Here is a 26,802-nt window from a genome sequence, read left to right as displayed (position 1 = left end):
GCAGACATATTTTACAGGGAGGGTTTGATATGAAAAAAATCTTAATCCATCTCGAATCAGATTCTAAAGCGAGTATTTTTGATCAGATTACGGCCTACGATGCCGGAGCGGATCAGGTGTTGGCCTATGGAGGGGTTCAGCTGGAGGAAGTTGCGAATCTTGTGTACGGGGCAATCTTTACCCGGGGCGGAGAAGGACTGCGCAACACGGCCGTATTTATAGGCGGCACCCAGGTACCGGCGGCGGAAAAGCTGATGAGAAAACTCCTTGACACGTTTTTTGCGGATTTCCGGGTATCTGTGATGTTTGATGCCAACGGCTGCAATACGACGGCAGCTGCTTTAGTGAATAAAATTGCCCAGGGGCGGGAACTTAAGGCCAAGAAAGCACTGGTCCTGGCCGGTACGGGACCGGTAGGGATCCGGGCGGCTACGCTGCTGGTGCAGGAGGGATGTGAGGTCTTCCTTTCTTCCCGTCAACTTGCGCGTGCTCAGGAAGTTTGCAAGCACATGGAGGAAAATATCGGTGTAAAGGTAAAACCTGTAGAAGTGGTTAATCCTGAGGATGTAGATAAAACATTAGCCCAAGGAATCAACATCATAGCCAGCTGCGGTGCCCCGGGTGTACGGCTGCTGGAGCAAGCGGCGTGGGCCTCTGCCCGTTCCCTGGAAATCATTGCAGACATTAATGCAGTAGAGCCGTTAGGTGTGGAGGGAATGAAAGTTACGGACAATGGCAAGGAAAGGGAAGGGAAAATCCTGTACGGAGCTATTGCGATCGGCAACTTGAAAATGAAAGTGCACCGCGCTGCCGTTCAGGCTTTGTTTGAGCGTAATGACCAGGTTTTAGACTTCGCATCCATCTATGCCTTGGCCAAGAAAATGGAGGCCTAAAAATGTTCCTTATTGTCGGGGCAAGCATTCGAGCACTCATGGAGTCCGCTGTGGAGTCAGGGTACCCGATCATGGGGATTGATTTCTTTGGAGATTTAGACACCCGGCGGTGTGGAAAAACCGTGGGCATCGTGAATGACCTCGGTTTGGCTCCGACCGTGAAAGATTTGCTGCAGGTTGCCCGAGGCTTGACTTGTCAAGGGCTGGTTTATGCTTCCGGACCGGAAAACCACCCCGAGGAATTAACTTTCTGGGAGGAGCGGGGCTTGTTGTACGGGAACGGGGTTTCTGCTTTAATGCAGGTGCGGGATCCGTGGCAACTCAGGCAGGCCCTTTCTGAAATTGGGATCGCGATGCCCGAATTTTATCGCGTGGAACAGTGGAGCTCGGATGAGGCAGGGGAAAAATGGCTTCTGAAACCCCTGAACAGGGGCGGGGGACACGGGATTGCCGAATTGCCCCAGGAAAAGGCGGCTGCTCGGGCGCTGATCTCCAGTCTAGGGGATCCGTCCCGATATATTGTCCAGAAATATATTTCCGGTATTCCGGCTTCGGTCACCTTCTTGGCGGACGGGAGACAGGCGGTTGTGTTGGGGACCAGCCGCCAGTTGACTGGAATACAGGGGTCTCAGCCTTTTATCTATGCCGGAAATATTGTGCCATTCGATATCTCATTCCTACCAGGGCTTAGGACTTTTGAAGAGGATTTGATCCGCATCAGTAAACACCTTGCCTCAGCTTTTGGCTTAAGAGGGGTTAACACCCTGGATTTTATTGTTAACTCGAGCGGGATTTGGGTTCTGGAATTGAATCCCCGTTGGTCAGCTTCAGTGGAACTGATTGAGAAACGGAGGGGAGAACGCTTGTTTTCCCATCATATTGCCGCTTGTAAAGCAAAGGGACAGAATCAGTTCCCCTCCAGCGGAGACAACCGTAAGTCAGTTCACAAGCATGGCATGCAAGGTTTTTGGGGAAAAAGTATCGTCTATGCCCAATCCTCTTTCCAAGTCACGGCAGATTTGGATATGCAGTATCTATACGGGCAGGGAGTGCGCGATATTCCGCCCGCTGGAACCAGGCTTGAGAGCGGACAGCCCATCTGTACCGTTCTGAGCGATGCTGCGAGTGATGCCGCTTGTTGGCAAAACTTGCAAGTAAAGTCGGAATGGGCCCGCCAGGTTTTTGGTGATATCAAGTTATCCGCCGCCCACTAAAGCGCATAAGCAGCAAGTTAGTTTGGATAACTATAGAATTAAAGGAGGGGAGCGTCATAGGCATTATTTCCGGTTTACTAATTACTGTGCGAACCGGCCGGCAAGGCGCTACTATGGAGAACGGAAAATTAACCCCGGAATACCTCGAAGAAACATCGACGCTGGCTATTAATCCCGATGATTTCGCTGCCATAGGAATGGCTCTGGGCCAAACAGCACGGTTGAAAAGTCCGGATGGTGAGGTCATTGTTACCTGCCGGCCCACGGAAGGTCCGCACGGATTATTCTTTCTGCCACTGGGTCCGACAGCGAGTCAATTAATTAGTGGTGAAACACATGGATCAGGAGTTCCGGATTTTAAGGGATTAGTCGTTACGCTAGAACCGGAAGATAAACTGCCTAATCGGGCAGATCTAGGAGGTGAGATACGTAAATGAGTATCTATCAGGATGTCGTATGTACTTTCTGCGGAAGTCTTTGTGACGACCTTGAAGTCGAAGTGGCAAACAACAAAATTGTAAAAGTGAAACGGGCTTGTACGATTGGTCGAAACAAACTTATGCACGCCCAATCTGATTTGGCTTCTTTCCGTGTCAACGGTCAATCCGCTACCCTGGATGCCGCATTGAATGAAGCGGCACGGATATTATCAAAAGCCAAATCCCCGCTTGTCTACGGTTTATGTAGTACGACAACCGAAGCGCAGCGTGAGGCTGTAGCTTTGACCGAACTGATCGGAGGAATCGTTGATAACCCTTCGTCCTATTGACACGGTCCGGGCGTTGTCGCCCGCCAGTCAGTTGGACTGGCTACATGTACACTAGGCGAAGTTAAGAATCGGGCAGACCTCTTAATTTACTGGGGTTGCAATCCTATGGAATCCCATATGCGCCATCTTAGCCGCTATTCTGCGTTATCAAAAGGGCTTTTCGTTCCGGAAGGCCGTAAAGGTCGGAAAGTAGTCGTGATTGATGTACGACCGACAGCAACATCAAAACAAGCCGATGAATTTTTACAGATTACTCCTGGACAAGACTTTGAGATTGCCACAGTCTTACGCGCCTTAATCAAAGGTTTACCTTTACAAGAGCTTCATGAAGAAGACAGTACCGTCGGCGGTGTACCTTTGTCTAAGTGGCGGGAATTGGTTGCCTTAATGAAGGAGTGCCATTACGGGGTTGTCATGTTTGGAATTGGTGTTACGCAGAGCCGAGGGAAAGAGATCAATTTGGAACAAATTAATACACTGGTCGGGGAAATGAATGAGTTCACTCGCTTCTATGCTATTCCAATGCGGGGTCACGGTAATGTCAATGGCAGCAATCAGGTTTTGACTTGGCAAACTGGGTATCCCTTTGCTGTGAATTTGAGCCGTGGGTATCCGCGTTACAATCCGGGAGAATTCAGTGTTATGGATCTGTTGGTTCGCAGGGAGGTAGACGCCGCCCTAATTATTGCTACTGACCCTGGGGCTCATCTTCCTAAAGCTGCAGTTGAGCATCTTAAAAATATTCCCACCATCGTCTTGGAACCACATGAAAATTGGACTACCCCATGGGCCAACGTAGTGATCCCGGTAGCACCTGCAGGTGTAGGGGCTGCAGGTACGTTTTATCGGATGGATAACGTGGCTTTGCATGTTAAGAAGTTGGTGGATTTCCCGTTTCCTTCCGATCTAGAGGTGCTGAAATCCATAAAGGAGAGAATAACGGATGTTAAAGATTATCAACGGGCAAGTTTATGATCCAGCAAACGGGGTCAGAGGAGAGGTAAAAGACATCTACATTGAGGACGGTAAAATTATCGAAGGGCCTCACTTTCCTCAAATCCACAATGGCGATATTGACGTGATCGATGCCGCTGGATGTGCCGTGATGCCGGGTGGCGTAGAGATTCATAGCCATTTAGCAGGCCCGAAGGTAAATACCGCACGCATGATGTGTCCGGAAGACCACTATGATCATGTTCATTCCAAGACGCTCGCCACGCGCTCGGGAACGGGATACACAATTCCAAGTACATTTTTAACGGGCCAGTTATACTCGAGGCTTGGTTATACGACAGTATTCGAAGCGGCTGTTCCGGCCTTGCTGGCCCGTCATGTGCACGAAGAACTTCAAGATACACCCTTACTTGACGCTGGATTTTATACGCTCATGGGCAATAACTACATGATGATGAAAGTCCTTGGTGAGCCCGAGTCTGAGAAACGAAAAGAGCGACTAAGAGATCTTGTAGCTTGGCTTTTACGGAGCAGTAAAGGATATGCTGTGAAAGTTGTGAACCCGGGTGGCGTCGAAAGCTGGAAATGGAGCCAGGGTTCGGTCAATCTCGATACCCCTGTTCCTCCATTTGGCGTGACGCCACGACGGATGCTCTTGGAATTGGTTGATGTGGTGGAGGAGTTGCATCTGCCACACCCCCTACACCTTCATTCCAATCACCTCGGCGAAGCCGGAAATGTGCAGACGACGTTGGAAACCATGCGTACGCTTGAAGGCCACCGCTTACATTTGACACATATGCAGTTTCACTCGTATGGCGCTACAAAAAATGGGGGCATAGCATCAGGAGCGTCCCAGATAGCGGAGTACCTAAACCAACACCCTGAATTTACGTGTGACGCTGGGCAGATTGTTTTCGGTCCAGTGACAACGATGACTGCGGATTCTCCCATGCAATTCCACCTTCACCAGTTAACCGGAAACAAGTGGGCGAATGCAGACGTTGAGATGGAGACGGGGGCAGGCATCGTTCCCTTAATCTATCGCCCGAGTAATCTGGTGAATGCCATCCAATGGTCCACTGGCTTAGAACTTCTCCTGTTGGTCAAGAATCCGTGGCAGATTTTCCTAACGACTGATCATCCCAATGCGGGGCCGTTTACGGCTTATCCACAAATCATCCGTTTACTTATGGATGCAGACTATCGTAGGGCACGGATGGAAGAACTAAACCCGAAAGCTGTTCGTTATACTTGCTTGGCAGAATTAGACAGAGAATACACGCTAGATGAAATTGCCATCATTACCCGTGCTGGTCCGGCAAAAGCTCTGGGACTATACCGTAAAGGGCACTTGGGGGTTGACGCTGATGCGGATGTTGCCATTTATCGCCTTCAACAGGATAAGGAAGCGATGTTTTCCCAACCAGCCTATGTCTTAAAAGATGGACAGGTTATCGTTCGCGAGGGACAGGTGATCAAGAATGTTATGGGCCGGACACTATTTGTTCAGCCTGAGGGCTCACAGAAATTGCCTCCAGATCTTGCGGATGATTTTGCGAAATTCTACTCGATTGCGCTCTCGAATTTCGCCGTCGAAGACGAGTATGTTGAGCGCCCGGAGGTGATACCTTGTATTTAAATGGTGTAGAAATCGAAGAAACGTTCGCGGAGGCGTTTACGATGCGCGGCACAAGGGTGACCATCACCGCAGTGAACGAAACATGGGCTCGCCATGCCGCCTTGGCGGCCACTGGCTTTGCGACGTCAGTTATTGGATGTGGGGTCGAAGCTGGGATTGAGGGACCTACAGCGAGTACGCCGGATGGCCGGTTCGGCTTGGATTGCCTCTTTTTTGCCTTCTCGAAAGAAGACATGGAAAAATATCTTATCAAACGTATCGGTCAGGCGATTATGACCGCCCCGACTTCAGCCTGCTTCGACGGAGAATTACCGGAATTTCAGGGGCAAGGGGATACCTTGAACAAAGTCAATATCGGAGGAAAGTTACGTTTTTTTGGAGATAGTTATCAAGCGAGTAAAGTTATTGGAAATCAGCGTTATTGGCGGATTCCAGTTATGGACGGGGAATTTTTAGTCCAAGAGGAGTTCACCGTTGCCAAAGCGATTGGTGGGGGAAATTTTCTTATCTTGGCTAAAAGTGCGGAGGCGGCCCTTCTGGCCTCCGAAGCCGCGGTAGAGGCCATGCGCACCATCCGTGGTGTTATCCTTCCATTTCCGGGCGGGGTGGTCCGCAGTGGGAGTCAGGTTGGGTCAAACTACAAATTTCTTTCCGCCTCGACGAATACAGCCTATTGTCCAACGATTCGAGGACGCCTTGGCAATAGCCTGCTTCCCGATGGAGTCAATGCCGTGCTGGAGATTGTCATCGATGGACTTACCTTCGAGGCTGTGAGCCGGGCGATGCAGGTGGGGATCAACGCAGCGACTCAAGTGCAGGGTGTCCAGAGGATTACCGCAGGCAATTACGGAGGACGTTTGGGTAAACATCATTTTCATCTCAAAGAGATTTTGATTTAAGAGTTAAAAGGGTTAGTAAACAACCTTGAAGTACAGATTAGCGAAAAGCCTAGTTATAGTAAAAAAAGGGATAGGGGGTAATGCATGAAAACGCAAGTTACACTGGTTCTGAAAGAAATCCCCTCTGTGCCGGTGGAAGCAGAAAGTATCAACCCCGAGAATGTAACCGAAAAAGGAATTCAGGAGATAGAAAGTATACTCCTTTGGTGTGGAAATCGCCAAGAAAGGGTCGGCGACTACTTTGATGTCGAGATTACATCTCTCGAAGAGACTAAGAGCGGTGTTGCTTATCCTGTGTTGAATTCGTCAGACAAAGGCCAAAAGAATTTGGCAAAGCTTGTTTTACACGGAGACCTTTCCAAATTCAAGCGGCTTGGGCAAGGCATGGCCGCAGGGGAAATGGTGATTCAGGGGTCGGTGGGTTTACACGCCGGAGCGCTTATGCGTGGAGGAACCCTTTTGATTCAGGAAAATGCCGCTGATTGGCTAGGTGCCCATATGGAAGGTGGGCACATCCAGGTTAAAGGTTCAGTTGGTCATTTTGTTGGATCCGCTTATCGAGGTAAAACTAAAGGAATGACAGGTGGCACGATTCTGATTGGGGGTAATGCTGGGCAAATGCTCGGAGCGCACATGGGCCGAGGGCTCATCGCGGTCGAAGGAGATTGCGGAGACGTGCCAGGCTATGGCATGATGGCGGGCACGATTCTCATTCAAGGAACTCCAGGGATTCGGGTCGGTGCGAGAATGCAACGCGGCACCGTGATCCTTTTTCAGCCGAAAGGTCTTCTTCCTACGTTTTATTACAATTGTACCTATAAGCTTCCCTTCTGGAGTTTATTGTATAATCAACTTATCCGGGAAGGCTTCTCGCTACCAGCTTCATATCAAGACGTGTCCTTTCGCCGCTACAGTGGTGACGCTAATGAAGGGGGAAAGGGGGAAATTTTAATATGTCTTTGCCATTAAAAAAAGTGCTTGAACTTAGTCCCAATCAACAAGCGCTTCCGATCGTCCAAGATCTCATCGCTCGCCGTGAGCAGCTTCAGGTGGCTGTCCACCTAGTCAGTGGGGCCACAGTGATTGACTGCGGTATCAATGCTCCAGGGGGGTGGGAAGCAGGGGTCGTCTTCGCTTCGATATGCCTAGGGGGCCTCGCCCAGGTGAAGATGCACTGGGCAGATTTTGGCGGGTTACGCTGGCCTGCGGTCGAAGTAGTAACCGATCATCCTATCCGTGCTTGCCTGGCCTCCCAATATGCCGGCTGGTTTATTAAAAAAGACAAGTTTTCGGCTATGGGATCTGGGCCTGGGCGAGCTGTGGCTCATACAGAAGAGCTGTTTGCCAAGTTAGGCTATGAAGATCCCTCCCCGGTTGCCATCCTTTGCTTAGAAAGCCGCAAACTTCCTACTGAAGCGGCTGTTGATCTGATCGTTGAGAAGTGCGGGTGCGAACCGTCCAATGTCTATATTTTAGTCGCGCCCACAGCGTCGCCGGCTGGTTCGGTCCAAATCGCGGCTCGTGCGGTGGAAACCGGTTTGCATAAGCTCATGGCGCTGGGTTATGACTTGGGAGCTATTGAAAGCGGATGGGGCATTTGCCCGATCCCGCCGGTTGCTGCCGGTGATCTTAGCGCTTTGGGTCGAACAAACGATGCCGTGCTTTATGGCGCTACCGTTCATTATAATCTGCGAGATGACGACGAGAAGCTGGCCTCTCTAATTGGGCAGATCCCGTCACTGGCGTCGCGTGATTACGGAGAACTGTTTGGGAAACTGTTCAAGCAGTATGGCAATTTCTATGACATCGATCCGCTCTTATTTAGTCCGGCGGAAGTGTGGCTAAGTAATATACAAAGTGGTCGTTCCTTCCATGCTGGTTCTGTCCGTCGAGACCTTCTAACCTCGTCTTTTGGGCTTGAACCGTAGGACAAAGATAGTTAAAGCAAGAGGGGACAAAAATATGCGTCAAAGAGTGCGAATGGGGATCATGGGAACAGCAAAAGGACCCCACATACAAGCCTTAGCCACAGCCCTGCAAAACAGAGGTGCAGAAGTTAGCTTCGTTTCCCCTCAGCGCCTGACATCGTTTATCCCGGAGCCCGCAACCATCATAACGGGTGCGGGAGGGTCTCGAGAAAACCTCAGGGATCTGGATGCCTTGCTTGTCCGTTCGCTGCCTGGCGGATCCTTGGAACAAGTGATTTACCGGGTCGATGTACTGCATAGGTTGGAAAAGCTGGGCTTAAAAGTCATTAATCGGGCTGCAGTCTTGGAAAAAAACAGTCGACAAGTTTTATACGTCTGCTTTGTTGGCCGATGCGGGCTTGCCAGTACCCAAAACGGTCGTGACCGAAAGCTTCGATCAGGCGATGGAAGCTGTGAGGAAGATGGGGGCAGTGGTTGTGAAACCTCTTTTTGGCTCCCTCGGAACAGGCATGGTCTTGGTCGAGGATCCAGAGGTGGCTTACCGCGTTTTCCGAGCCCTGGAATTGGGCCGGTATGTGTATTATTTACAAGAATTTCTACCGCATAATAATGAAGATTATCGGCTCTTTGTTGTCGGTGGGGAAGTAATCAGTGCGATGCGTCGCCGTGGAGAAAATTGGAAGACGAATATCGCCTGCGGTGCGATTGCGGAATACGTAGAACCGGATCCCGTCCTGAGCCAGCTAGCCCTTAAAACGGCAGAGCTTTTAGGAGCAGATTACGTTGGTGTAGATATACTAATCAGTCACGGGCAACCCTATATTATTGAAGCCAATGGGATTCCAGGCTGGACCGGCCTGCAATCGGTGACTCATGTCGACATTGCCGGGGTTCTGGCAGAGTATGCCATTCGTCAGGTGCAATTGGCGATTAATAAAGATTAGAAGGCGAGAAAGAATGCCAAAGGATGATTTTTGTTGGGATATTGCGTGGGCTGCGCAAGCGGCCTGCATCCTGGAAGCCAATGCGCCTAAAGTGGGGAATGTAAACCGCTTGAATGATTTTTCGGACTGTTCCCTGGAAGATTTCCATATGAGTGCGGTGGCTATTGCCGAGCCGTTGGGTCGGGTTAAAGCGCTTGGGGTTGGACAAACCATCCGAGCGGCGATCCAGGCAACGCGCCAGGCGGTTCCGACGAATACGAATTTAGGGATGGTCTTACTCCTGGTTCCTTTGGCGAAGGCGTGGAGCCTGATGGAACAAAGTTGCGAGGAAAAGAATGGCGTTTGGGAGAAAAAAGAGCCGCAGCGTGAGGGCTGGGCGAGGGAGATAGCCAATGTCCTCACGGGGCTTACGGCGGAAGATACCCGCTGCGTCTATGAAGCCATTCGCATAGCAAGCCCTTCAGGCATGGGGCACTCGAAAAGCCATGATATTTACCAGGAAAATTCCCCGGATATTACATTATTGGAAGCCATGCGTTTAGCTGCTAGCTGGGACATGGTTGCCCTAGAATATGTGAACCAGTTTCATACGGTCTTAGAGGTGGGGCTTCCGGCCTTGGAACGGGCTCTGAACGCCGGTCTATCTTTACCCCATGCGACTGCCCATACACACCTCTTCCTTTTGAGCCAATTCCCGGATACACTAATTGCCCGCAAAGTGGGTTTAAGCTTAAGTGAGACAGTTCAAGCGAGGGCTCAAATGATTTGGGAAGAAGGAGGGTGGCGGACAGATGCCGGACGGGCACAGGCCGCAGCCTTTGATGCCTGGTTAAGAGAAGATGGGCATCACTTGAATCCTGGCTCGACAGCGGACCTAATTGCAGCCATCCTTTTTGTTTTATTTCTAGAAAATGGGCTCGGGCTTTGGGAGAAAACTCGTCAGGGCAAGGTGAACTTGCAAACGAATAAATGACAAGGAGTGGGTCCCTTTGGGCATAGTCTCATTTTCTCCATTTTTGGCATCAGTCCCTGTGCTCTTGGTCAGTGTGGTTAATCTGGCGGAGGCGAACGGCGCGTTCGAGGGAGGTACGGATATCCTTGATATCAAGAATCCGGCAGAAGGAGCTTTGGGTGCTCCACGTCCCGGGGTTATTGCAGACATATGTCGAGTATACAAAGGTAAAAAGCCAATTAGTGTAGCCTTAGGCGAATTTCCGGGAAAACCCAGTGCAGCAGCTTTGGTCGCAATGGGAGCCGCCCAGTTCCAACCGGATTACCTCAAAATAGCATTTCTCGCGGATGCAACGCGCGCAGAGATCGTTACAACCCTTCAGGAAATAAGGCAAGGGGTGGCGTATGTTCAGCCGGAAGCGATACCCGTGGTTGCCGTGGCTTATGCGGACACCCTGCCTTCCGCGTCTTGGACTTTAGAGGAATTTACTACTTTCGCTCAAGATGGCGGTGCTCAGGGCTGTCTTGTGGATACCTGGGAGAAAAACGGAACGTCTCTGCCAAATTTTTTATCCAGGCAACAAATCGCAGAATTTATCGCTAACTGTCACGATCGCCAGCTTTTCTGCGGTTTGGCCGGATCTTTAAAGCCTGAAGAAATAGGTTCTTTGCTGACCTTAGGTCCAGATATTATTGGGGTACGTTCGGCTGCGTGTGGAGGAGATCGCTTGCGGGGGGAGGTTACTCCTCAACGGGTGAATGTACTAAAGGCACTTTTTTCCCAAAAGAAGTAGGGGTCTTTGGCCCCAGATAGACGCCCTGCGTGTGACCGGTCTCTAAAAGTTCAGCAAGTCGTTCCGGATAAAGACCATTCAGAAACCAAACCGGAAGATTTGGCGAGAGAGCTTCATGAAAATAAGCGTCGACGTCCGGTTCTTTGACCTCTGGATCAATATCAACGCTCTTTAACAAGACGAGGAGCGAAGCATCCAGCCGTTTGGCAAGATAGGCCGCGATGGAATCTGAAGTGACGCTCCATGACCTGGGTAAGTCCTCTGGTGGTACGAGGCTTATGTAACGGGAGCACAGTAGGATCTGGGGGCTTGAGGGGAAACTTGATTGATGAAAAGACACTGGATCGGCGAGGGTAGTTAATCTGCTGCCGGGAATAAACGACTGAAGGAGGTAAGCAAACTGATCCATGGCTAACAAGGCCATAAAATGACACGTCGGCTCACTGAGGTTTAATCGTTCTCCATAGTCGCGGACACTGTCTGCAAAGGGTCCTCCGCCGGGTACGATGACCAAAGGGTGTTTTGCGGAAAAACTTTGAAGGATGTTTCCGAGTAGCTTGAGGGCTTGGCCGTCTTCCTTGTAAACCAAACTTCCCCCCAGTTTGATGATGATGGGTTTTTGCAATAAAATCATCCTCCTGCCATTTTTATTAGAGATGCGTCAAGGTGTGAATAAACCTTTTAACTTATTGTAAAGGAATTCGTGTGTTTTGCCAAAGCCAAGAGGTTTTGAGGAGGTAGGGATTTTTGCGAGTCTTAATCTATGAGTTTTTTTCTGCTGGTGCAATGGACGATAACGAAGATTTGTTTTTATTGGGATTTTCTATGCTCAATGCCGTTCTGAGCGATTTTATTGAGATCCCTGGCTTGGAAATTTCTACGGTCCTTCATTCTCGCGTCAAGGATCTCATGGTCCAAGTCCCTTATGCCGACCGGGTGCATATTTCTTGGACTGGGGAGGGGCCTGGAACATGGCTTGATCAATATGAGAAAATGGTGGAATCGTGTGACACTGTTTTAGTGATCGCTCCTGAGACCGACGGGCTTTTGGCTAGGCTCATCGGTGTAGCCGAAAGGAAAGGAAAGAAGGTGTTGGGTTCAACGGCCAAAGCGGTGGCACTTGTCAGTGATAAAGCGGAAACCATAAAATTATTGACAAGCCATGGCTTACCCGTTCCGTACACTGAGAGGTTGACATTTCCTTTGCCTTCTCACTGGCAGGCAAGGATAGTCGAACGTTTTCCCATGCCGATCGTGCTTAAACCAGTGACCGGGGCCGGAGGGCAAGGGGTTATGGTTATCAAAGATCCAGTTCGCCTAGACCGAGCCGTGAAACAATTTGAAGGGGTATCAGGCCCCACACCTTTTCTGGTACAAGAGTATATCTCCGGAGAGGCGGTGAGCGTCAGTTGCCTCGTCACGGCCGGCCAGGTGGTACCATTAAGCTTGAATCGTCAACACATAGCTCAGGATGAAGAGCTTTATTTCCAAGGGATTACGATTCCCTATCAGCATCCACAGGCCCAAGAAGCCCTTGACATTGCCAAGCGTGCCTGCGAGGCGGTAGATGGACTTGCGGGATTTGTTGGGGTTGACCTTGTCCTCGGCGTAACGGGGCCTGTGATCATGGAGATCAATTCCCGAATTTCTGTGGCCTATGTCGCGTTGAGAGAAGTCGTTAAACGGAATTTTGCGCATGATCTTTGGCTTACCTGTATGGAGCAGCGTTTACCGGCTCCACCTGAGCTAAGCGGAACATTTACATATCGAGTGGGTTCATAAGGGGAAACGTACGCAAATCCGAAAACCCATTGTGAAGGTGAGGGGTAAAGAGTGTCTATTATTGTGGGTTTGGACATTGGCGGAGCCAATACCAAGGTGTGTTGGTTGGAGATGGAGAGTGGCCGGGTTGTGAGAGCCAAAGGCGATTCTGTTTACCATGAGGTGTGGAGAGACCCAGAAGGATTGCAAGGCGTATTAGAGGACTTCAAGTACAACTGGAAAATGGGAGATGGCCAGACGCTTCAGGGCGTTGCTCTAACTATGACGGCAGAACTGTGTGATATTTTCAAGTCCAAAGCGGAAGGCGTTATCGCGATTCTTCGTTTGGTTGAGCAAGCTTTTACCGATATTCCCATCTACGTTTGGACAACACGCGGGGTTTTTGTTAGCCCGTCTCAAACGAGAGAGAACCCCCTGGATGCGGCGGCAGCGAATTGGCTGGCCAGTGCGACCGCCTTGGCCCGAAGCCCACTGGTCAAAGATGAAGCTGCGTTACTTGTAGATATGGGTAGCACGACGACAGATATTCTGCCGCTGGTTCGAGGGGAGGTTGTGGCCAAGGGGCGTACGGATCTCGAACGTTTATTAAATGGGGAACTGGTCTACACAGGGGTGCTGCGAACTCAAGTGCAAGCGATCGTTGATTGTGTGTATGTAAACGGCATGCCATGCAAGGTTACCAGCGAATACTTTTCAATTACCGCGGATGTGTATCGATTGTTGGACTTGATTAGGGAGGAGGATTATGATGTCGCTACCCCTGATGGTGGGGGACGGGATCTCACAGCATGTGCCCAACGTCTCGCGCGCGTGGTTGCTTCCGACCCCGAGGAATTCGGTCGGAATGGAATTTATGCGCTGGCTCGGTTCATCCAAGAAAAACAGATTCAGCAAGTGTTTGAAGGGATCTGGCAACTCCTTTCACGAATTGAGCAACCATGGCCAAAACGGTTAATCATGGCAAGTCAGGGTTCGTTTCTTCTGAAAGAAGTGGCCAGACGTTTAGAGTGGGAAGCGATTCCTTGGTGGGAGTGCATCCCGGGCGCACGGGAAAGTTATACCTTAACAGCCTATGCGGTGGCTTGGCTATTGGCCACCCAATTGGAGGTTAGTTAAAGAAGGGACGTTGATCATGAATAAAAAGCCATTCCGAATCATTCCCGCTTTGGACCTAAAGGATGGAGTGGTTGTGCACGGGATTCGGGGCGAGCGGGAAAAATATCAACCTATTGAGAGCGTTTTGAGCATATCGTCGGAGTTCTCTCCCATTGTGGACGGATTCGTTCAGCAGTTGGGGCTTCGAGAGTTTTACGTCGCAGATCTTGATGCAATCATGTCTTCCATGAAGAAGGATCATTTGAATTTCGTGGCGCGGAAAAATGCTGAAAGCGTAAATACTCTCGAACCGCTTTTGTTTATGATGGATGCGGGAGTTTATGACGTAGACGGTGTTGGGAAAGTATTAGAAGCCGGAGTTGACTATGTCATTATTGGGACAGAGACTTTGCCTTCGTTTGCGATATTACAAGAGATCATTAACCGCTATGGAGCGGAGCGACTTGTGGTTAGCCTTGATATTAAGGATACCAAAATCATGAGTGCTGCCTTGGAAATTACCCGTCTTACCCCTCCACAAGCTTTAAGGGAACTCATGGAGTTAGGCATTCAACATTTTATATTGTTAGAACTAAGTAAGGTGGGCACGAGTACGGGCCTGAACAAAAGGCTAATTAAAGATTGCTTAACCGTTTTGGATGCACAGCCACATAAAACGATAGGTTCTTTAATCCTGGGCGGAGGGGTTTCCGGATATGAGGATTTGCGCTGGTTAGCACAGGTGGGGGTTGCGGGAGCGATTGTGGCGACCGCTCTGCATGATGGTCGGCTTACTAGAGAAAAACTAAACCAACTAAAACTAATCTAAAATGTTAATATTTTACATACAACTTTGCGCTGAATTGTTATGTGCGATTTTGTTGTTAGAATTTTTGATTGTCAAGAAATATTGTTAACGGACATATAGCACAAGATGGCTAGGCTTTAACAAGGATATATTCATTTGAAGCAAGATTTCACTATGCATCTCAATATAAAGCGAACGTCGATCATGGGGTTTGGTGGGAGTGGTAAATTATCTTCCGTTAATGGATTACATTGTACCTTATCATTTTCATAGTATCCCCCTCTTGTTGAGGCCATAGCTAAAAAGCACGGACAACCACGGAGGTGTTAGATATTGTTCCGATTGGTCTGCCTCGATGTTGACGGTACATTGGTAGATACAAATATGAAAATTCCTCCTCAAGTTGTTAAAGCATTAATGCGTCTCCAAACGCATGGAACTCTAATAACACTTGCTTCAGGAAGACATCTTCCTTCTCTGCGGGAATATGCATGTCTCATTGGGACAAAAGCGCCACTCATCGCGTTCAATGGAGCCTGGATTCAATGCTATAACCAAGATAGATATAAACATATGCAATGTTGGCCTCTCAATAGGTCTTTTATCCCATCTATTATTGAAGACGCAGAACAAATTGGAATGGACGTGAATCTCTATTTTTCAAATCGCATTGTATTAAGAAGAAATCATAAGAGCCAAGATCAAAACCTATGGGCGAAATCCCTTTGGCGGATGGAAAAAGTTCCTGTCCGGGTGGTGGAGTCCTGGCCCTTGATGTCTTCGATCTTTAGCAGCGATTCAGACGCGTTAGGGTCCCTTATGAAAATACTTATATCGGGTCGACCAGAAGAAATTATAAAGTTATTGGGACACTATATAGATCATTATCCGGTAGATTATCATTTCGTTCTAAGTGGGGATAGATATCTTGAAGTCGGCGACAAGCATGCCACTAAAGGGCAGGCATTACAAACCATTGCCCAGCATCTTGGAATTTCGAGGAGTGACATTATGGCCGTTGGTGATCATTATAATGATATGTCTATGCTAGAGTACGCTGGCTTCGGAGTTGCAATGGGCAATGCGCCATCGATTGTTCAGCAGAAGGCTGATTGGGTTACTACCAAGAATACAGAGATGGGTGTTCTTAAAGCCTTGGCCCGTGTTTTTGGAGATTGGGTCCTTAGAAATTTATAATACCTAAAGAGTAACGGAGGCGCCCAGGGAAGCAAAGGGACGGTTCGTGTGCTTCATTCTGTCTATTTTATCTCTTACACCCTTGGGAAGCTTTTACTTGTGCCATTCAATTTTATCAATCAGCCAATTCATTTTCCTCGTGCATTATTATTTTATCGATCGACTTAGTTCATATTATTGGTATAATAGTACACTTAGCCGATTTGGAAGCAGAAGCAGCAGAAGAAGAGAATGAAGTCGCGGGTTACAAAGTACTATGGAAAACCAATCTTTTTTACCTATTTTGATTTATTTCGACACATCTTTCCCTGGATTTTGTATGTCTACGTGATAATAATTCTAACTTACATGGAACGTGTTGTAAATAAGCCATCGCGCAGAGATTTCGTTCTTCTTCATTCTTCTGGGGCAATCAAAAATTTTGCGGTTCGTGTAGGATGTAGTCATGATGAAGGCCCAACAGTCAGTATACTTGGCAGTTGGGCTTTTTTACGCGCAAAACTTCCGATTGCGCTCTTTAAGAACTGTCCCTGTGCTTCCCTGCTTCCACAGGAGGAAAAGTGGAATCTTTGTCGAATAATATAGGGTTAGAAATTTATTATGTAGAGGAATGGTGTATTCTTGTCTCGTTTAGATGATGATTTGGCTTATAACAACTCAAAGTTAGAATCTGCTAACGTCATAGGGCATCCAACTGAAGCTTGGCGAAACCTTATGGGATCTGGAATAGTTTGGCTTATAGACAACATGTTAGTCTTTTTTTTCACAATTGCAGCCCTGCTGATTAAGTCCGTACTTTTCCTTGGTCTTATCAATAACGATAACGCAACCAAGTTTAGTTTTTTTAAAGCTTTTTATAGTTTTAGCGCCCCGCCTCCAATGCTTGTTTACGTCTCTTTTAGCGTTATAATTCTGAGTTTTGCCTACTTATTTAAGGGTAGAGCTCGTTTTTGGTTTCTCGTTACTTGTGACTTTTTGTTTTCCTTACTACTTCTAGCAGATTTAATGTATTACCGTGGTTTTAGCAGTTTTATTTCGCCGTATCTATTGAGTCAAACGACGAATCTCGATAATCTTTCCAGTAGTATTATGTCAATGCTGCGTCCCGTTGATCTCCTGTTTTTTATCGACCTATTAGTTATAGTGGGGATCGGGCTAAAGTTTAAAAAGTTTCAGGCCAAGACTAAAAGAAACGCAGCCACCATGTTAATTCTTTTAGCACTTTCTATTTCGTATATTTACTTCCAACACGTTCAACTTGATATCAAAGGAAAAGGCGAAGATATGCTATTTAGAGTTTCTTGGTCACCCAATCAGACCATGTCTAATCTCTCCCCCTTAGGCTACCATGCTTTTGATATTTATAACTTTTACGAAAATAAACAGCTTGAAAAATTGACCTCGGTTGAAGACCAAGAAATTAAAAGTTGGTTTGAGCAAAAGCAGAAAAGCCTGCCCCCCAATCAGTATAATTCTATTTTTAAGGGACAAAACCTTATTATAATTCAAGTTGAATCACTTGAGAATTTCGTTATAAATCAAAAGGTCAACGGTCAGCAAATTACGCCTAATCTCAATAAGCTACTAGCAAACAGCCTTTACTTTTCTAATTTTTATGAACAAGTTTATAATGGCACAAGTTCAGATGCTGACTTAATGACAAACACCTCGGTCTATCCTGTCCGAACGGGCGCTACCTTTTTTCGCTATCCCAACAATATCTACAATTCTCTCCCTAAGTTGTTCCGTGGTTTAGGGTATAGTACATTAGCCATCCATCCAGATAAAGGTTCTTATTGGAACTGGATGCCTGCCTTAACGGCAATAGGCTTTGAAAAGACCATGGATGTTTCTCATTTCAACGCAGACGAAAAAATTGGCTTGGGGATCAGCGATGGTAGCTATTTGAAGCAAATTGCACCAATCATAGGGAGCGAAAAACAGCCTTTCTATAATTTTATAGTTACCTTAACAAGTCACAACCCTTTTGACTTGCCCGCTCAATACCGTAAACTTGCTTTGAGCGAAGAGTTGAATCAGTCTAAATTAGGTGGATATTTCCAAAGCATCAACTATACAGACGAGCAAATTGGGAATTTCTTAAGTACTCTTGATAAAGGTGGAGTTTTGGAGAATTCGGTTGTAGTTATCTATGGAGACCATACTGGAGTGCACAAGTATTATAATGATGAAGTAAAACAAGTTCAGCCCCAGGAAGGCTGGTGGCTTGATGACAGTAAACGCATACCGCTTATAATTTATCATAAAGGAATGAAGGCTCAGGAAATCAAGACAACCGGCGGCCAGATTGATACTATGCCTACGGTTGCTTCTCTGATGGGTATCGATGAGAAGAGTTATGAAAATACCGCATTCGGGCGAAATTTGCTTGATACTAATAAGGATTTCGTGGTCTTAGCCAATAAGCAATATGTCGGTAAGGCATCCAACAAGCAAGAAGAAGAGAAACAGATCCAAGGGATCGATCTAGCGGATCTCATTATTCGAAAAAATTACTTCAAAGAAAAAGGGTTTAAGTAAAATAACATCGAATATTTAAAAATTGAAAAGGGTTTTGACTAATTTCGACGAAATTCTTAAGTAGTATCCATATTAGTAATACCATTGGATCAAGATTTGGTGAAGAATAGATGTGTAGAAATGGTGGTGGTTAATTGTGGTTGAAAAACAGCGCGTGATCCAAGAGTACGTTCCGGGTAAACAGGTAACAATGGCTCATATTATACCGAACCCACAAGGGGACATTCACGAAAGGTTAGGCATCGTAACCAAGGGGGCCATTGGGATCATGACGATAACCCCGAGTGAGGCAGCTATTATTGCGGCTGATGCGGCAAGTAAAGCAGGAGATATTGAACTGGGATTTTTGGACCGTTTTACTGGTTCATTAGTGATTACTGGTGATGTTTCCAGTGTCGAAGCGGCATTAAGATCTGCCGTAAATACCTTAGTTAATGTGTTAGGGTTTACTTCGACAGAGGTGACGAGAAGCTGATGGGTAGAATATTGCTTATTGGGGGAATTGGGGCTGGTAAGACCTCTCTGAAGCAAATGCTTATGAATGAGCAAGTTAGCTATCGTAAGACGCAGATGTTGGATTTTTCCCAAGTCTTTATTGATTGCCCGGGCGAATATCTTGAAATACCCCGATTTTACCATGTTTTGATCGATACGAGTCATCAGGTTTCTGAGATCTGGGCGCTTCAAGATGCCACAAAACCACGAACATTTTATCCGCCCAAATTTGCCAAGGTTTTCAATAAACCGGTTATGGGGATCATAACAAAAGTGGATTTGCCAAAAGCGAATGTCGAACAAGCGACTTCTTTTTTGACTTATGCGGGAATATCAGAACCCTGCTTTCAAACGTCAATTATGACTGGGGAAGGATATGATCCATTGCGTATGCGTTTGGAGGCATTGAATGGACTGCAAAACGATTAAGGAATTATGCTATGAGTACACAAATCTTGGAGAGGCCGATATTGAGAAGTTAGAAACAATGGCTTCCCAAATCCCCTATACTTCTGAACTAACAGGGACGGATATCTTCATTGATGCGCCGTTAAAAGACGGCGTTGATGCCGTGGTGTTGGCGTGGGCCCGCCCAAAAAAACGGTCATTATATGGTCATAGTGTTGTGGGAGAATTGGCCTTTGCCACCAGCGAGCCAGCGGTTTATCGCACGATTAAAACCGGATCAACGAGTCGTAATGTGCGAGGGGTGAGCCAAGAGGGGATACCTATTGAGCAGACCGTGGTTGCGATTCGAAACGCTACAGATGACGTGATTGGTACTCTGATTATGGAACGGGATATTTCCGAAGATTTGCGGCAGGAAGAACAAGTTGAGTTTCTGACGCAAACAGCCGAGCGATTGAGTAACACCTTAATGTATTTATCGACGACCGGCTCCCAGTTTGAAGATTGGGTTGGGAACGGACTGTATGTTTTAAATAAAAACAATAAAATTACCTATGTCAATAAAAAGGCAGCCCAGATTTATCATGATCTTCATGGGTTTGAGGCATCTGGAAATGATTTTTACCTCACAATGTTCGATTGTTCTACTTTGGATGAACTTCTTGATCATTTGAAAAACCCAGTCGAGTATTGCATTCTTGAAAAAAACTACTTTTTCCAAGCTTATCCTTTGGTGACCTACGGAGAATTGAGTGGGTGTGTTGTTTCCTTTCGAGATATCACAGACCTTCGAAAAAAGGAACAAGAACTTCACGCCCAAAGTAACATTATCCGTGAAATTCATCATCGTGTAAAAAATAATCTACAAAATGTTGCCGCTTTACTTCGTCTTCAAATGAGACGATCGGACTTAGACGAGGTAAAAGCGGAATTTTTAGCAAGCATCAATCGGATCATCTCCATTTCGATGGTGCACGATGTTTTTGCCTGTCAAACTTGTGACACGGTTGATTTAAGAGAGCTTTCTCAACGTATACTTAAAGGATTATTGGAAAGCTCCGCTCTGCCAGAGCAGAACATTGAGACTCGAGTTGAAGGGCAATCTGTTCTTTTATCAAGCTCTCAAGCGGTTCCTTTGGCCTTGGTTATTAACGAACTACTGACCAACAGTTTTAAGCATGGTTTCAAATTTCTGGGTAGTGGCTTGATTATCCTTAAATTAGCGGAAACTGATGGGCAAATACAGCTTTCTGTGTGGGACAATGGGCCTGAACCACTCGAGCCTTTTGATATTGTCAAACAACGGCGATTGGGTTTGCAAATTGTAGATTCATTAGTTGGAGAACAATTGGACGGCGAATTTGAAATGAATCGTATCGAGGGAATGACGTGTGTAACTGTTGGTTTTCCTAAACATTATTCGGAGGAACCGTCATGAGTGTACTATCCATCTTAATTGCGGACGATGAGGCATTAACTCGACTGGATCTTAAGGAAATGTTGCAGGGGGCTGGACATATCGTCTGCGGTGAATCAAACAATGGTTTGAAAGCAGTTGAATTGGCCAAATCTCTAGCCCCAGATTTGGCAATTCTAGATGTGATGATGCCGGGTTTAGATGGTCTAGAAACTGCTAAAATCATACATTCCATGAACATACCTGTATTGTTGCTTACCGCTTATAGCCAACCCAACTTTATTAACAGGGCAGAGAAAGTCAGCGTGTATGGATATCTTGTCAAACCCATCACGGAACGAGATTTATTACCAGCTATCCAGATTGCCTATGCACGATGGAGAGAAATGCAAGATGTCCGTACAAAATTAGAAAACACTCAATTGGAATTACAAAGTCAAAAACTGATTGCCCGTGCCCGGGCAATTCTTGCTGCCCGTGAAAAAGTGAGTAACTATGATGCACATCAATTACTAATCCAACAGGCTATGAATCTTCGAATTTCTGTCGTAAATCTTGCTGCGCAAATTATAAATCAGGCGAAAGATTATTTACAGGAAAAATAATTTGAATTTTGTTCAGAATTTCAGTTATTTGTTGAAGGAATAACTGAATTAATGGCGAATTAAGAATAAGAGTTATGTTCTAGGTTTTTACCTGTCAGAGTCGTTGGTCTCACAAAGGAATAGTTGGGCAATAGGGCCCTTTATCGCATCCTGAGTTACTAGGATGTTGATAAAGGGTCTTTAATTTTTGTAGAGTAAAGGGAGGGTAGTTGTTTAGAATCTTGACAGGTATGAAGTAACCGTATTTTACAAAAAACGAAGGAGGTTATTGTGTGACTACTGAAACTAAACTTGAGACTCCCGGAACGAATGGAGATCCGCATTTATCTAGAGTTTTAAAACCGATTCACTTATGGGCTCTTGCGGTTGGCTTAGTAATCTCGGGGAACTATTTTGGTTGGAGCTATGGTTTCGGGGCAGGCGGGCCCATGGGATTAGCCATTGCCTTAATCCCTGTTACGATCTTCTATGTTACCTTTATTTTATCCTACTCCGAGTTAGCCACGGCCATACCCCATGCTGGTGGGCCTTCTGCCTACGCGCGTAGAGCAATGGGACCTTTTTGGGGGTATATTAACGGTATCAGTTGTTTAATAGAGTTTGTGTTCGCGCCTCCCGCCATTGCGCTGGCTGTCGGTGGGTATATTCACTTTCTCATTCCGCCCGTCCCAGCAATGGTTGCTACGGTTGTCGCTTTCTTATTCTTTATCTTTGTGAATTACTTGGGTATGAAAACCTCCGCGACAGTGGAATTAGTTGTCACCGTCATTGCTCTCGTTGGTTTAGCTATTTACTGGGTTGCAGCAGCACCTCACTTTTCTATGGCTCGAGTCATGTCAGATCCGATTCTTCCCTTTGGTACAAAAGGAGTCATGGCAGCTGTTCCTTTCGCCATCTGGTTCTACCTCGCTATTGAAGGTGGAGCTATGGCTGCTGAAGAAATGGTAAATCCACAGAAAGACATCCCCAAGGGTTTTCTTAGTGGTATGGGTACATTAATGATCATGGGCTTCCTAACTCTATTTCTAACAGCAGGTATTGCAGATTATAACTTGGTCACGGCGGTAGACTTTCCGTTACCTATTGCCTTAGCTCAAGTCTTCGGTGAAAATAGCGCTATTGTAGTTTTGGTTAATATCATTGGTTTATTCGGTTTGATTGCTTCGCTTCATGGGATTATCGTAGGATATTCTCGGCAGACCTACGCAATGGCTCGTACAGGCTATTTACCTAAATTCCTCGCCTATGTTGACCCAAAACATCATACTCCAGTCTGGGCATTGCTACTTCCTGGACTAGTCGGACTGGGTGTAGCAATGACAGGGCTAACCGCTACGGTTATTACAATTTCCGTATTTGGTTCCATTGTTCTCTATCTTCTCAGCCTAATTAGTCTGTTCATCTTACGCGTCAAAGAACCTAATTTAAAAAGACCATTCAAAGTATGGTATCCTGTGATCCCAGCGATCAGTTTTCTTATGGCTTTGTTCTGTTTGTATAGTGTCTTTATATCAAGCATTCCGGCTTTGAAATGGGTTGCAATCGTTTATGCTGTCGCTATCGCGTACTATTTCATATGGGGTAACAAAAATATTCGTCCGTTTGAAGAAGAGTTTGGCGTTTTGGATGAATTGGATGCCTAAGGTATAGCAAGGAGAAGTGCCTTCTTAAACGAATGGCATGTAAAAAGTAATTATGACAAAAGAGATGACATTAGTCAGTGTGGGAATTGATGTCGGGACGACAACTACGCAATTAGTCATTTCACAGCTTACCTTGGTCAATGTAATGCCCGGCAGTCAAGTACCCAAAGTGGAGATTAGCCACAAAAGCATAACGTATATGGGTAACGTGCACTTTACCCCGTTTGAAGATCGGCAGCACGTTGATGGTGCAGCTTTACGTGCGATCATTGCTAAGGAATATGAAAAGGCTGGAGTAAATCCAAAACAGATCGACACTGGCGCTATTATTATCACCGGAGAGACTGCAAAAAAAGAGAACGCCTCGGAAATCATCCACTCCTTAGCAGATTATGCCGGAGATTTTGTCGTGGCGACGGCCGGACCGGATCTCGAAAGTGTAATTGCCGGAAAAGGATCAGGAGCCGAGGAGTTGTCCAAACGCTTCCATGCGTGCATTGCCAATATCGATATTGGTGGGGGAACCACAAATATTGCCTATTTTGATCGAGGTAAATGCATCGGTACAGCATGTGTCAATGTTGGCGGTCGACTTTTTGAAGTCGATCCGTTGACACACCGTTTAACCTATATTTCCGCACCTGGACAAACGATTATGAATTATTGCTATCCAAACCGATCTTCAGCTCAAAGCGAAGATGAAATGGACATGATTCAAAGGTGTTTACAAGCCATGGTGGGATGTGTTGAACGGGTTATCTTTCACGAGCCTTTGCTAGAGCATGACAAAACCCTAGTGATGACCAATACGTTACCGAATGTTTTGCTTGATGGAGTGGTGTTCTCCGGAGGGGTAGCTAAGTATATTTACCTTCCGGGGATCAAGGAATGGTGGATTCATGGGGATGTCGGGCCGCTTTTGGGTGAAGAGTTCCGTAAAAGTCGCATTTATTCCTCACTTAAGGTGCATGAGGGGGCGGAGACGATTCATGCTACGGTGCTTGGAGCGGGAGCACATACCGTGAATGTTTCAGGATCAACAATCACAGTGAGTAAGTATGCGCTTCCCTTGCGCAATGTGCCGGCGGTTTATCCAGAGGTTGAGACGTCGGGATTGTTTTCTTGGCTAAAGTCCGCGGAGAATTATAACGACTCCCTCTATCGTACGGTTGCGCTAGTTGTTCCTGCCTTACCTGATACCGACTTTCAAACCATTTCGACTCTCGCCGAAAAATTGGCTCGTGAACTTCCCTTAATCAAGGGAGAACCTAAAGTGATCATCGCCCAGCAAGATATTGCCAAAGTGCTGGGGCAAACACTTCAGAGACTTCTGCCGTCTGTTCCACTGGTCTGTTTAGATGGAATCGAACTCGCTCTAGGAGACTTTTTGGACATAGCAAAACCATTACCGCATGAAGATGCTGTGCCTGTTATAGTCAAAACTTTAGTCTTCGCTCGTTAGAAATTTCTATTTTCATCGAAAGGATGTGATATCGTGAATCTAAAAACGCGCCTTTTTGGCCAAACCTTTGCCTTTAAAGATGTGAAAGAGGTTCTGTCCAAAGCTAATGAGATCAAATCCGGAGACATTCTCGCCGGAATTGCGGCTGAAAATGCCGCAGAGCGGATCGCAGCAAAACGAGTCTTATCGGAACTAACCTTGGAAGATTTACGGCTGAACCCGGTTATACCCCTTGAGGAGGACGAAGTTTCCCGTATTATTGATGCTGATGTTAATGAACCCATCTATCATACGATTAAAAACTGGAGTGTTGCAGAGTTCCGGGAGTATATTCTCACCACGGAAACGACTGGCTCTCATCTTAAGCGTCTCAGCCGCGGTCTCACCTCGGAAATGGTCGCAGCTGTTGCAAAACTCATGAGTAATCTTGACTTGATCTTAGGCGCTGCCAAAATCCAAAATCTTGCTCACTGTAACACGACAATCGGCAAAACAGGGTGCTTGGCTTCAAGGCTTCAACCCAATCATCCAACAGATGGAGTAGACGGGATTTTAACCAGTCTGCGTGAGGGGCTTGCCTACGGTGTTGGAGACGCAGTCATTGGACTCAATCCTGTTGACGACTCCATGCCCGCTACCATTCGCAGTCTAGAAACTCTCTACCAATTTGTTGAGGAGTGGAAGGTACCCACCCAAATTTGCGTTCTTGCGCATATCTCTACCCAAATCAAAGCTCTGAGAAAAGGGGCACCTGTTCATCTATTATTTCAATCCATCGCAGGATCTCAAACAGGTAATGAGGCGTTTGGAGTTAGCAAAGAGATGCTTGATGAAGCTTATGCTCTTGGGTTAAAAGAGGGTCGGGCAACAGGTCCAAATATCATGTATTTTGAAACAGGACAAGGTTCGGAACTTTCATCTGAGGCTCACCATGGTGCGGATCAAGTAACCTTAGAAGCACGTTGTTACGGGTTAGCCCGCCACTATAATCCATTCTTGGTCAATACCGTCGTCGGCTTTATCGGTCCGGAATACCTCTATGATACCCGTCAAGTCACTCGAGCAGGCCTCGAAGATCATTTTATGGGGAAACTTTCCGGGCTGCCTATGGGGGTGGATGCCTGTTACACTAACCACATGAAAGCGGATCAAAATGATATAGAAAATTTAGCCACTCTCTTAACTGCGGCTGGTTGTACCTACTTCATGGGTATTCCAATGGGTGATGATGTCATGCTAAATTATCAATGTACGAGCTATCATGATATTGCAACATTACGAGAATTGTTTAGACTTCGGCCCTTACCTGAGTTTGAGGCGTGGGCGGAATCAATGGGAATCATGGCTCAAGGTAAGCTCACGGCTCGTGCCGGCGATGCTACAATTTTCACGAGGTAAGGGGGGAATAGATTAATGGGCTTAGAAGATAATGTTCGCGCGATTGTAGAAGAATTGCTGAAGGATATGGGAAAAGCAAAAAGTCAAGTTTCGGCGAATGCTCCTGTTTTAAAAGAGGATGCACTTACAGATTTAGCTGAAATCGACTTACAGCGTTATTTGCAAGTCCCCAATCCGGTTAATAAGGCACTATATGAGGAGATGAAGCTTTCTACGCCTGCTCGGATAGGAGTTTGGCGCTGCGGTCCTCGCCCTTTAACGGACACGCTACTTCGTTTTCGAGCCGATCATGCTGTAGCACAAGACTCCGTTCTTGGAGAAGTTGAAGAAAACTTTCCGGCGAAATATAATATGGTTTCCGTCCAAAGTCTCTGCCAGTCGAAAGACGAATATCTCACGCGACCAGATTTAGGGAGAAAACTTGATGCTGAAAATTTGGAGATTCTCCGCAAAGGGTGTCCTAAAGGACCCATGGTTCAAATCATCGTTTCCGATGGGCTTTCTAGTAAAGCAGTGGAAGCTAATATTCCCAATCTCCTTCCAGCCTTGACCCAGGGACTAGAGGGCATGGGCGTGAAACTTGGAACGACGATCTTTGTTCGGCATGGGCGAGTTGCTATGATGGATGTGATCGGCGAAGAATTGAAACCAGACGTAGCCGTGATTCTAATTGGAGAACGACCTGGTCTGGGCACTGCCGAAAGCATGAGTGCCTATATGGGGTATAATCCAAGGTTAGGTATGGTCGAAAGCGAGCGAACGGTGATCAGTAATATCCATAAAGGTGGTACTCCTGCTGCAGAAGCCGGAGCTCATTTGGCAAGTTTGATCAAGAAAATTCTTGATATACGGGCATCGGGTGTTAAACTAGAGCAAGAGAGTTAAAAAGATTGAGTCCTGTCTAAATCTATAGATAAAAAAACAAAACGGTGAAAGGAGACTAAGAAAATGGCTACAAGAGAT

General features: G+C 46.6%; 25 protein-coding genes and 1 pseudogene. 25 read left to right on the top strand and 1 reads right to left on the bottom strand.

The genetic code is table 11. The annotated features are described in order from the left end of the window. Positions 1-29 precede the first annotated feature (29 nt). The 12 genes and pseudogenes from DSOL_RS19715 to DSOL_RS19665 all read left to right on the top strand — a co-directional run bounded on the left by DSOL_RS19715 (position 30) and on the right by DSOL_RS19665 (position 10,988). Complete coding sequence (locus tag DSOL_RS19715; protein ID WP_075366509.1) at positions 30-893, top strand: NADP-dependent methylenetetrahydromethanopterin/methylenetetrahydrofolate dehydrogenase; 864 nt, start codon at positions 30-32, stop codon at positions 891-893. Between the two features lie 2 nt (positions 894-895). Continuing rightward, positions 896-2,107 (top strand): ATP-grasp domain-containing protein, encoded by a 1,212-nt coding sequence (locus DSOL_RS19710; RefSeq protein WP_075366508.1) that lies wholly within the window; start codon positions 896-898, stop codon positions 2,105-2,107. 86 nt (positions 2,108-2,193) lie between these two features. Continuing rightward, a complete protein-coding gene (locus tag DSOL_RS19705; protein ID WP_282433560.1) occupies positions 2,194-2,544 on the top strand; it encodes a molybdopterin dinucleotide binding domain-containing protein in 351 nt (116 codons plus the stop codon). After that, positions 2,541-2,876: a molybdopterin-binding domain-containing protein gene (locus DSOL_RS28465; protein WP_207649650.1), complete on the top strand. Its 336-nt coding sequence runs from the start codon at positions 2,541-2,543 to the stop codon at positions 2,874-2,876. Before DSOL_RS19705 ends, DSOL_RS28465 begins: the two co-directional genes overlap by 4 nt. Positions 2,877-2,888: 12 nt before the next feature. Next, a pseudogene (locus DSOL_RS19700) lies at positions 2,889-3,851 on the top strand (formylmethanofuran dehydrogenase subunit B); the annotation flags it as partial. Continuing rightward, positions 3,820-5,472, top strand: a complete 1,653-nt coding sequence (locus DSOL_RS19695) for a formylmethanofuran dehydrogenase subunit A (RefSeq protein WP_075366506.1) — start codon at positions 3,820-3,822, stop codon at positions 5,470-5,472. The pseudogene DSOL_RS19700 and the gene DSOL_RS19695, both read left to right, overlap by 32 nt. Beyond that, positions 5,463-6,371, top strand: coding sequence for a formylmethanofuran--tetrahydromethanopterin N-formyltransferase (gene fhcD, locus DSOL_RS19690; protein WP_075366505.1), 909 nt, complete (start codon positions 5,463-5,465; stop codon positions 6,369-6,371). The genes DSOL_RS19695 and fhcD overlap by 10 nt, the downstream gene beginning before the upstream one ends. Before the next feature lie 84 nt (positions 6,372-6,455). Beyond that, complete coding sequence (locus DSOL_RS19685; protein WP_075366504.1) at positions 6,456-7,340, top strand: formylmethanofuran dehydrogenase subunit C; 885 nt, start codon at positions 6,456-6,458, stop codon at positions 7,338-7,340. Then, entirely contained in the window at positions 7,325-8,299 is a 975-nt protein-coding gene (mch, locus tag DSOL_RS19680) for a methenyltetrahydromethanopterin cyclohydrolase (RefSeq protein ID WP_075366503.1), read from the top strand. Before DSOL_RS19685 ends, mch begins: the two co-directional genes overlap by 16 nt. A 380-nt stretch (positions 8,300-8,679) precedes the next feature. Further along, positions 8,680-9,243, top strand: a complete 564-nt coding sequence (locus tag DSOL_RS28125; RefSeq protein WP_075366502.1) for a RimK family alpha-L-glutamate ligase — start codon at positions 8,680-8,682, stop codon at positions 9,241-9,243. Between the two features lie 13 nt (positions 9,244-9,256). Next, positions 9,257-10,216 (top strand): triphosphoribosyl-dephospho-CoA synthase, encoded by a 960-nt coding sequence (locus tag DSOL_RS19670; protein ID WP_075366501.1) that lies wholly within the window; start codon positions 9,257-9,259, stop codon positions 10,214-10,216. A gap of 16 nt (positions 10,217-10,232) precedes the next feature. Then, the gene (locus tag DSOL_RS19665) at positions 10,233-10,988 is read left to right on the top strand and encodes a (5-formylfuran-3-yl)methyl phosphate synthase (RefSeq protein ID WP_170871573.1); all 756 of its coding nucleotides are present in this window, start codon (positions 10,233-10,235) and stop codon (positions 10,986-10,988) included. Here the strand turns inward: DSOL_RS19665 and DSOL_RS19660 are convergent. Further along, complete coding sequence (locus DSOL_RS19660; protein ID WP_075366500.1) at positions 10,936-11,613, bottom strand: amino acid kinase family protein; 678 nt, start codon at positions 11,611-11,613, stop codon at positions 10,936-10,938. The genes DSOL_RS19665 and DSOL_RS19660 overlap by 53 nt on opposite strands. A 122-nt stretch (positions 11,614-11,735) precedes the next feature. On the opposite strand from DSOL_RS19660, the gene DSOL_RS19655 reads away from it, so the two are divergent. The 13 genes from DSOL_RS19655 to eutC all read left to right on the top strand — a co-directional run bounded on the left by DSOL_RS19655 (position 11,736) and on the right by eutC (position 26,724). Further along, positions 11,736-12,770, top strand: a complete 1,035-nt coding sequence (locus tag DSOL_RS19655) for an ATP-grasp domain-containing protein (protein WP_075366499.1) — start codon at positions 11,736-11,738, stop codon at positions 12,768-12,770. 51 nt (positions 12,771-12,821) lie between these two features. Further along, entirely contained in the window at positions 12,822-13,886 is a 1,065-nt protein-coding gene (locus tag DSOL_RS19650; protein WP_075366498.1) for a hydantoinase/oxoprolinase family protein, read from the top strand. Positions 13,887-13,902: 16 nt separating this feature from the next. Further along, entirely contained in the window at positions 13,903-14,694 is a 792-nt protein-coding gene (locus tag DSOL_RS19645; protein WP_075366497.1) for a HisA/HisF-related TIM barrel protein, read from the top strand. A 312-nt stretch (positions 14,695-15,006) separates the two neighbouring features. Further along, positions 15,007-15,870 carry a Cof-type HAD-IIB family hydrolase gene (locus DSOL_RS19640; protein WP_075366496.1) on the top strand — a complete coding sequence of 288 codons (864 nt, stop codon included), beginning with the start codon at positions 15,007-15,009 and terminating at the stop codon, positions 15,868-15,870. Positions 15,871-16,491: 621 nt separating this feature from the next. Then, positions 16,492-18,411 carry an LTA synthase family protein gene (locus DSOL_RS19630; RefSeq protein ID WP_083642799.1) on the top strand — a complete coding sequence of 640 codons (1,920 nt, stop codon included), beginning with the start codon at positions 16,492-16,494 and terminating at the stop codon, positions 18,409-18,411. A 136-nt stretch (positions 18,412-18,547) separates the two neighbouring features. After that, positions 18,548-18,886 carry an ethanolamine utilization microcompartment protein EutS gene (gene eutS, locus DSOL_RS19625; protein WP_075366494.1) on the top strand — a complete coding sequence of 113 codons (339 nt, stop codon included), beginning with the start codon at positions 18,548-18,550 and terminating at the stop codon, positions 18,884-18,886. Further along, a complete protein-coding gene (locus tag DSOL_RS19620) occupies positions 18,886-19,335 on the top strand; it encodes a EutP/PduV family microcompartment system protein (protein ID WP_075366493.1) in 450 nt (149 codons plus the stop codon). The genes eutS and DSOL_RS19620 overlap by 1 nt, the downstream gene beginning before the upstream one ends. Further along, the gene (locus DSOL_RS19615; RefSeq protein ID WP_075366492.1) at positions 19,316-20,752 is read left to right on the top strand and encodes a sensor histidine kinase; all 1,437 of its coding nucleotides are present in this window, start codon (positions 19,316-19,318) and stop codon (positions 20,750-20,752) included. The genes DSOL_RS19620 and DSOL_RS19615 overlap by 20 nt, the downstream gene beginning before the upstream one ends. Continuing rightward, positions 20,749-21,336: an ANTAR domain-containing response regulator gene (locus DSOL_RS19610; protein WP_075366491.1), complete on the top strand. Its 588-nt coding sequence runs from the start codon at positions 20,749-20,751 to the stop codon at positions 21,334-21,336. Before DSOL_RS19615 ends, DSOL_RS19610 begins: the two co-directional genes overlap by 4 nt. Positions 21,337-21,608: 272 nt before the next feature. Next, positions 21,609-22,979 carry an ethanolamine permease gene (gene eat, locus DSOL_RS19605; protein WP_075366490.1) on the top strand — a complete coding sequence of 457 codons (1,371 nt, stop codon included), beginning with the start codon at positions 21,609-21,611 and terminating at the stop codon, positions 22,977-22,979. A 52-nt stretch (positions 22,980-23,031) separates the two neighbouring features. Beyond that, positions 23,032-24,441, top strand: coding sequence for an ethanolamine ammonia-lyase reactivating factor EutA (locus DSOL_RS19600; RefSeq protein ID WP_075366489.1), 1,410 nt, complete (start codon positions 23,032-23,034; stop codon positions 24,439-24,441). A gap of 33 nt (positions 24,442-24,474) precedes the next feature. Beyond that, positions 24,475-25,839 carry an ethanolamine ammonia-lyase subunit EutB gene (locus DSOL_RS19595; RefSeq protein ID WP_075366488.1) on the top strand — a complete coding sequence of 455 codons (1,365 nt, stop codon included), beginning with the start codon at positions 24,475-24,477 and terminating at the stop codon, positions 25,837-25,839. 15 nt (positions 25,840-25,854) lie between these two features. Further along, positions 25,855-26,724 (top strand): ethanolamine ammonia-lyase subunit EutC, encoded by an 870-nt coding sequence (gene eutC, locus DSOL_RS19590; protein ID WP_075366487.1) that lies wholly within the window; start codon positions 25,855-25,857, stop codon positions 26,722-26,724. The last annotated feature ends 78 nt before the right edge of the window (positions 26,725-26,802 follow it).

It is taken from the genome of Desulfosporosinus metallidurans, assembly GCF_001936615.1.
GTDB classification, from domain to species: domain Bacteria; phylum Bacillota; class Desulfitobacteriia; order Desulfitobacteriales; family Desulfitobacteriaceae; genus Desulfosporosinus; species Desulfosporosinus metallidurans.
Note: the sequence above shows the minus strand (reverse complement) of the source record. Positions and strands in the feature narration are given on the sequence as shown.

What these genes read in the sequence shown, in the direction of transcription:
- DSOL_RS19710 (WP_075366508.1), top strand. Translation starts at nt 896, where the DNA reads ATGTTCCTTATTGTCGGGGCAAGCATTCGAGCACTCATGGAGTCCGCT.
- DSOL_RS19715 (WP_075366509.1), top strand. Translation starts at nt 30, where the DNA reads ATGAAAAAAATCTTAATCCATCTCGAATCAGATTCTAAAGCGAGTATT.
- DSOL_RS28465 (WP_207649650.1), top strand. Translation starts at nt 2,541, where the DNA reads ATGAGTATCTATCAGGATGTCGTATGTACTTTCTGCGGAAGTCTTTGT.
- mch (WP_075366503.1), top strand. Translation starts at nt 7,325, where the DNA reads ATGTCTTTGCCATTAAAAAAAGTGCTTGAACTTAGTCCCAATCAACAA.
- DSOL_RS19685 (WP_075366504.1), top strand. Translation starts at nt 6,456, where the DNA reads ATGAAAACGCAAGTTACACTGGTTCTGAAAGAAATCCCCTCTGTGCCG.
- DSOL_RS19610 (WP_075366491.1), top strand. Translation starts at nt 20,749, where the DNA reads ATGAGTGTACTATCCATCTTAATTGCGGACGATGAGGCATTAACTCGA.
- eutC (WP_075366487.1), top strand. Translation starts at nt 25,855, where the DNA reads ATGGGCTTAGAAGATAATGTTCGCGCGATTGTAGAAGAATTGCTGAAG.
- DSOL_RS19600 (WP_075366489.1), top strand. Translation starts at nt 23,032, where the DNA reads ATGACAAAAGAGATGACATTAGTCAGTGTGGGAATTGATGTCGGGACG.
- DSOL_RS19645 (WP_075366497.1), top strand. Translation starts at nt 13,903, where the DNA reads ATGAATAAAAAGCCATTCCGAATCATTCCCGCTTTGGACCTAAAGGAT.
- DSOL_RS19670 (WP_075366501.1), top strand. Translation starts at nt 9,257, where the DNA reads ATGCCAAAGGATGATTTTTGTTGGGATATTGCGTGGGCTGCGCAAGCG.
- DSOL_RS19615 (WP_075366492.1), top strand. Translation starts at nt 19,316, where the DNA reads ATGGACTGCAAAACGATTAAGGAATTATGCTATGAGTACACAAATCTT.
- DSOL_RS19620 (WP_075366493.1), top strand. Translation starts at nt 18,886, where the DNA reads ATGGGTAGAATATTGCTTATTGGGGGAATTGGGGCTGGTAAGACCTCT.
- DSOL_RS19695 (WP_075366506.1), top strand. Translation starts at nt 3,820, where the DNA reads ATGTTAAAGATTATCAACGGGCAAGTTTATGATCCAGCAAACGGGGTC.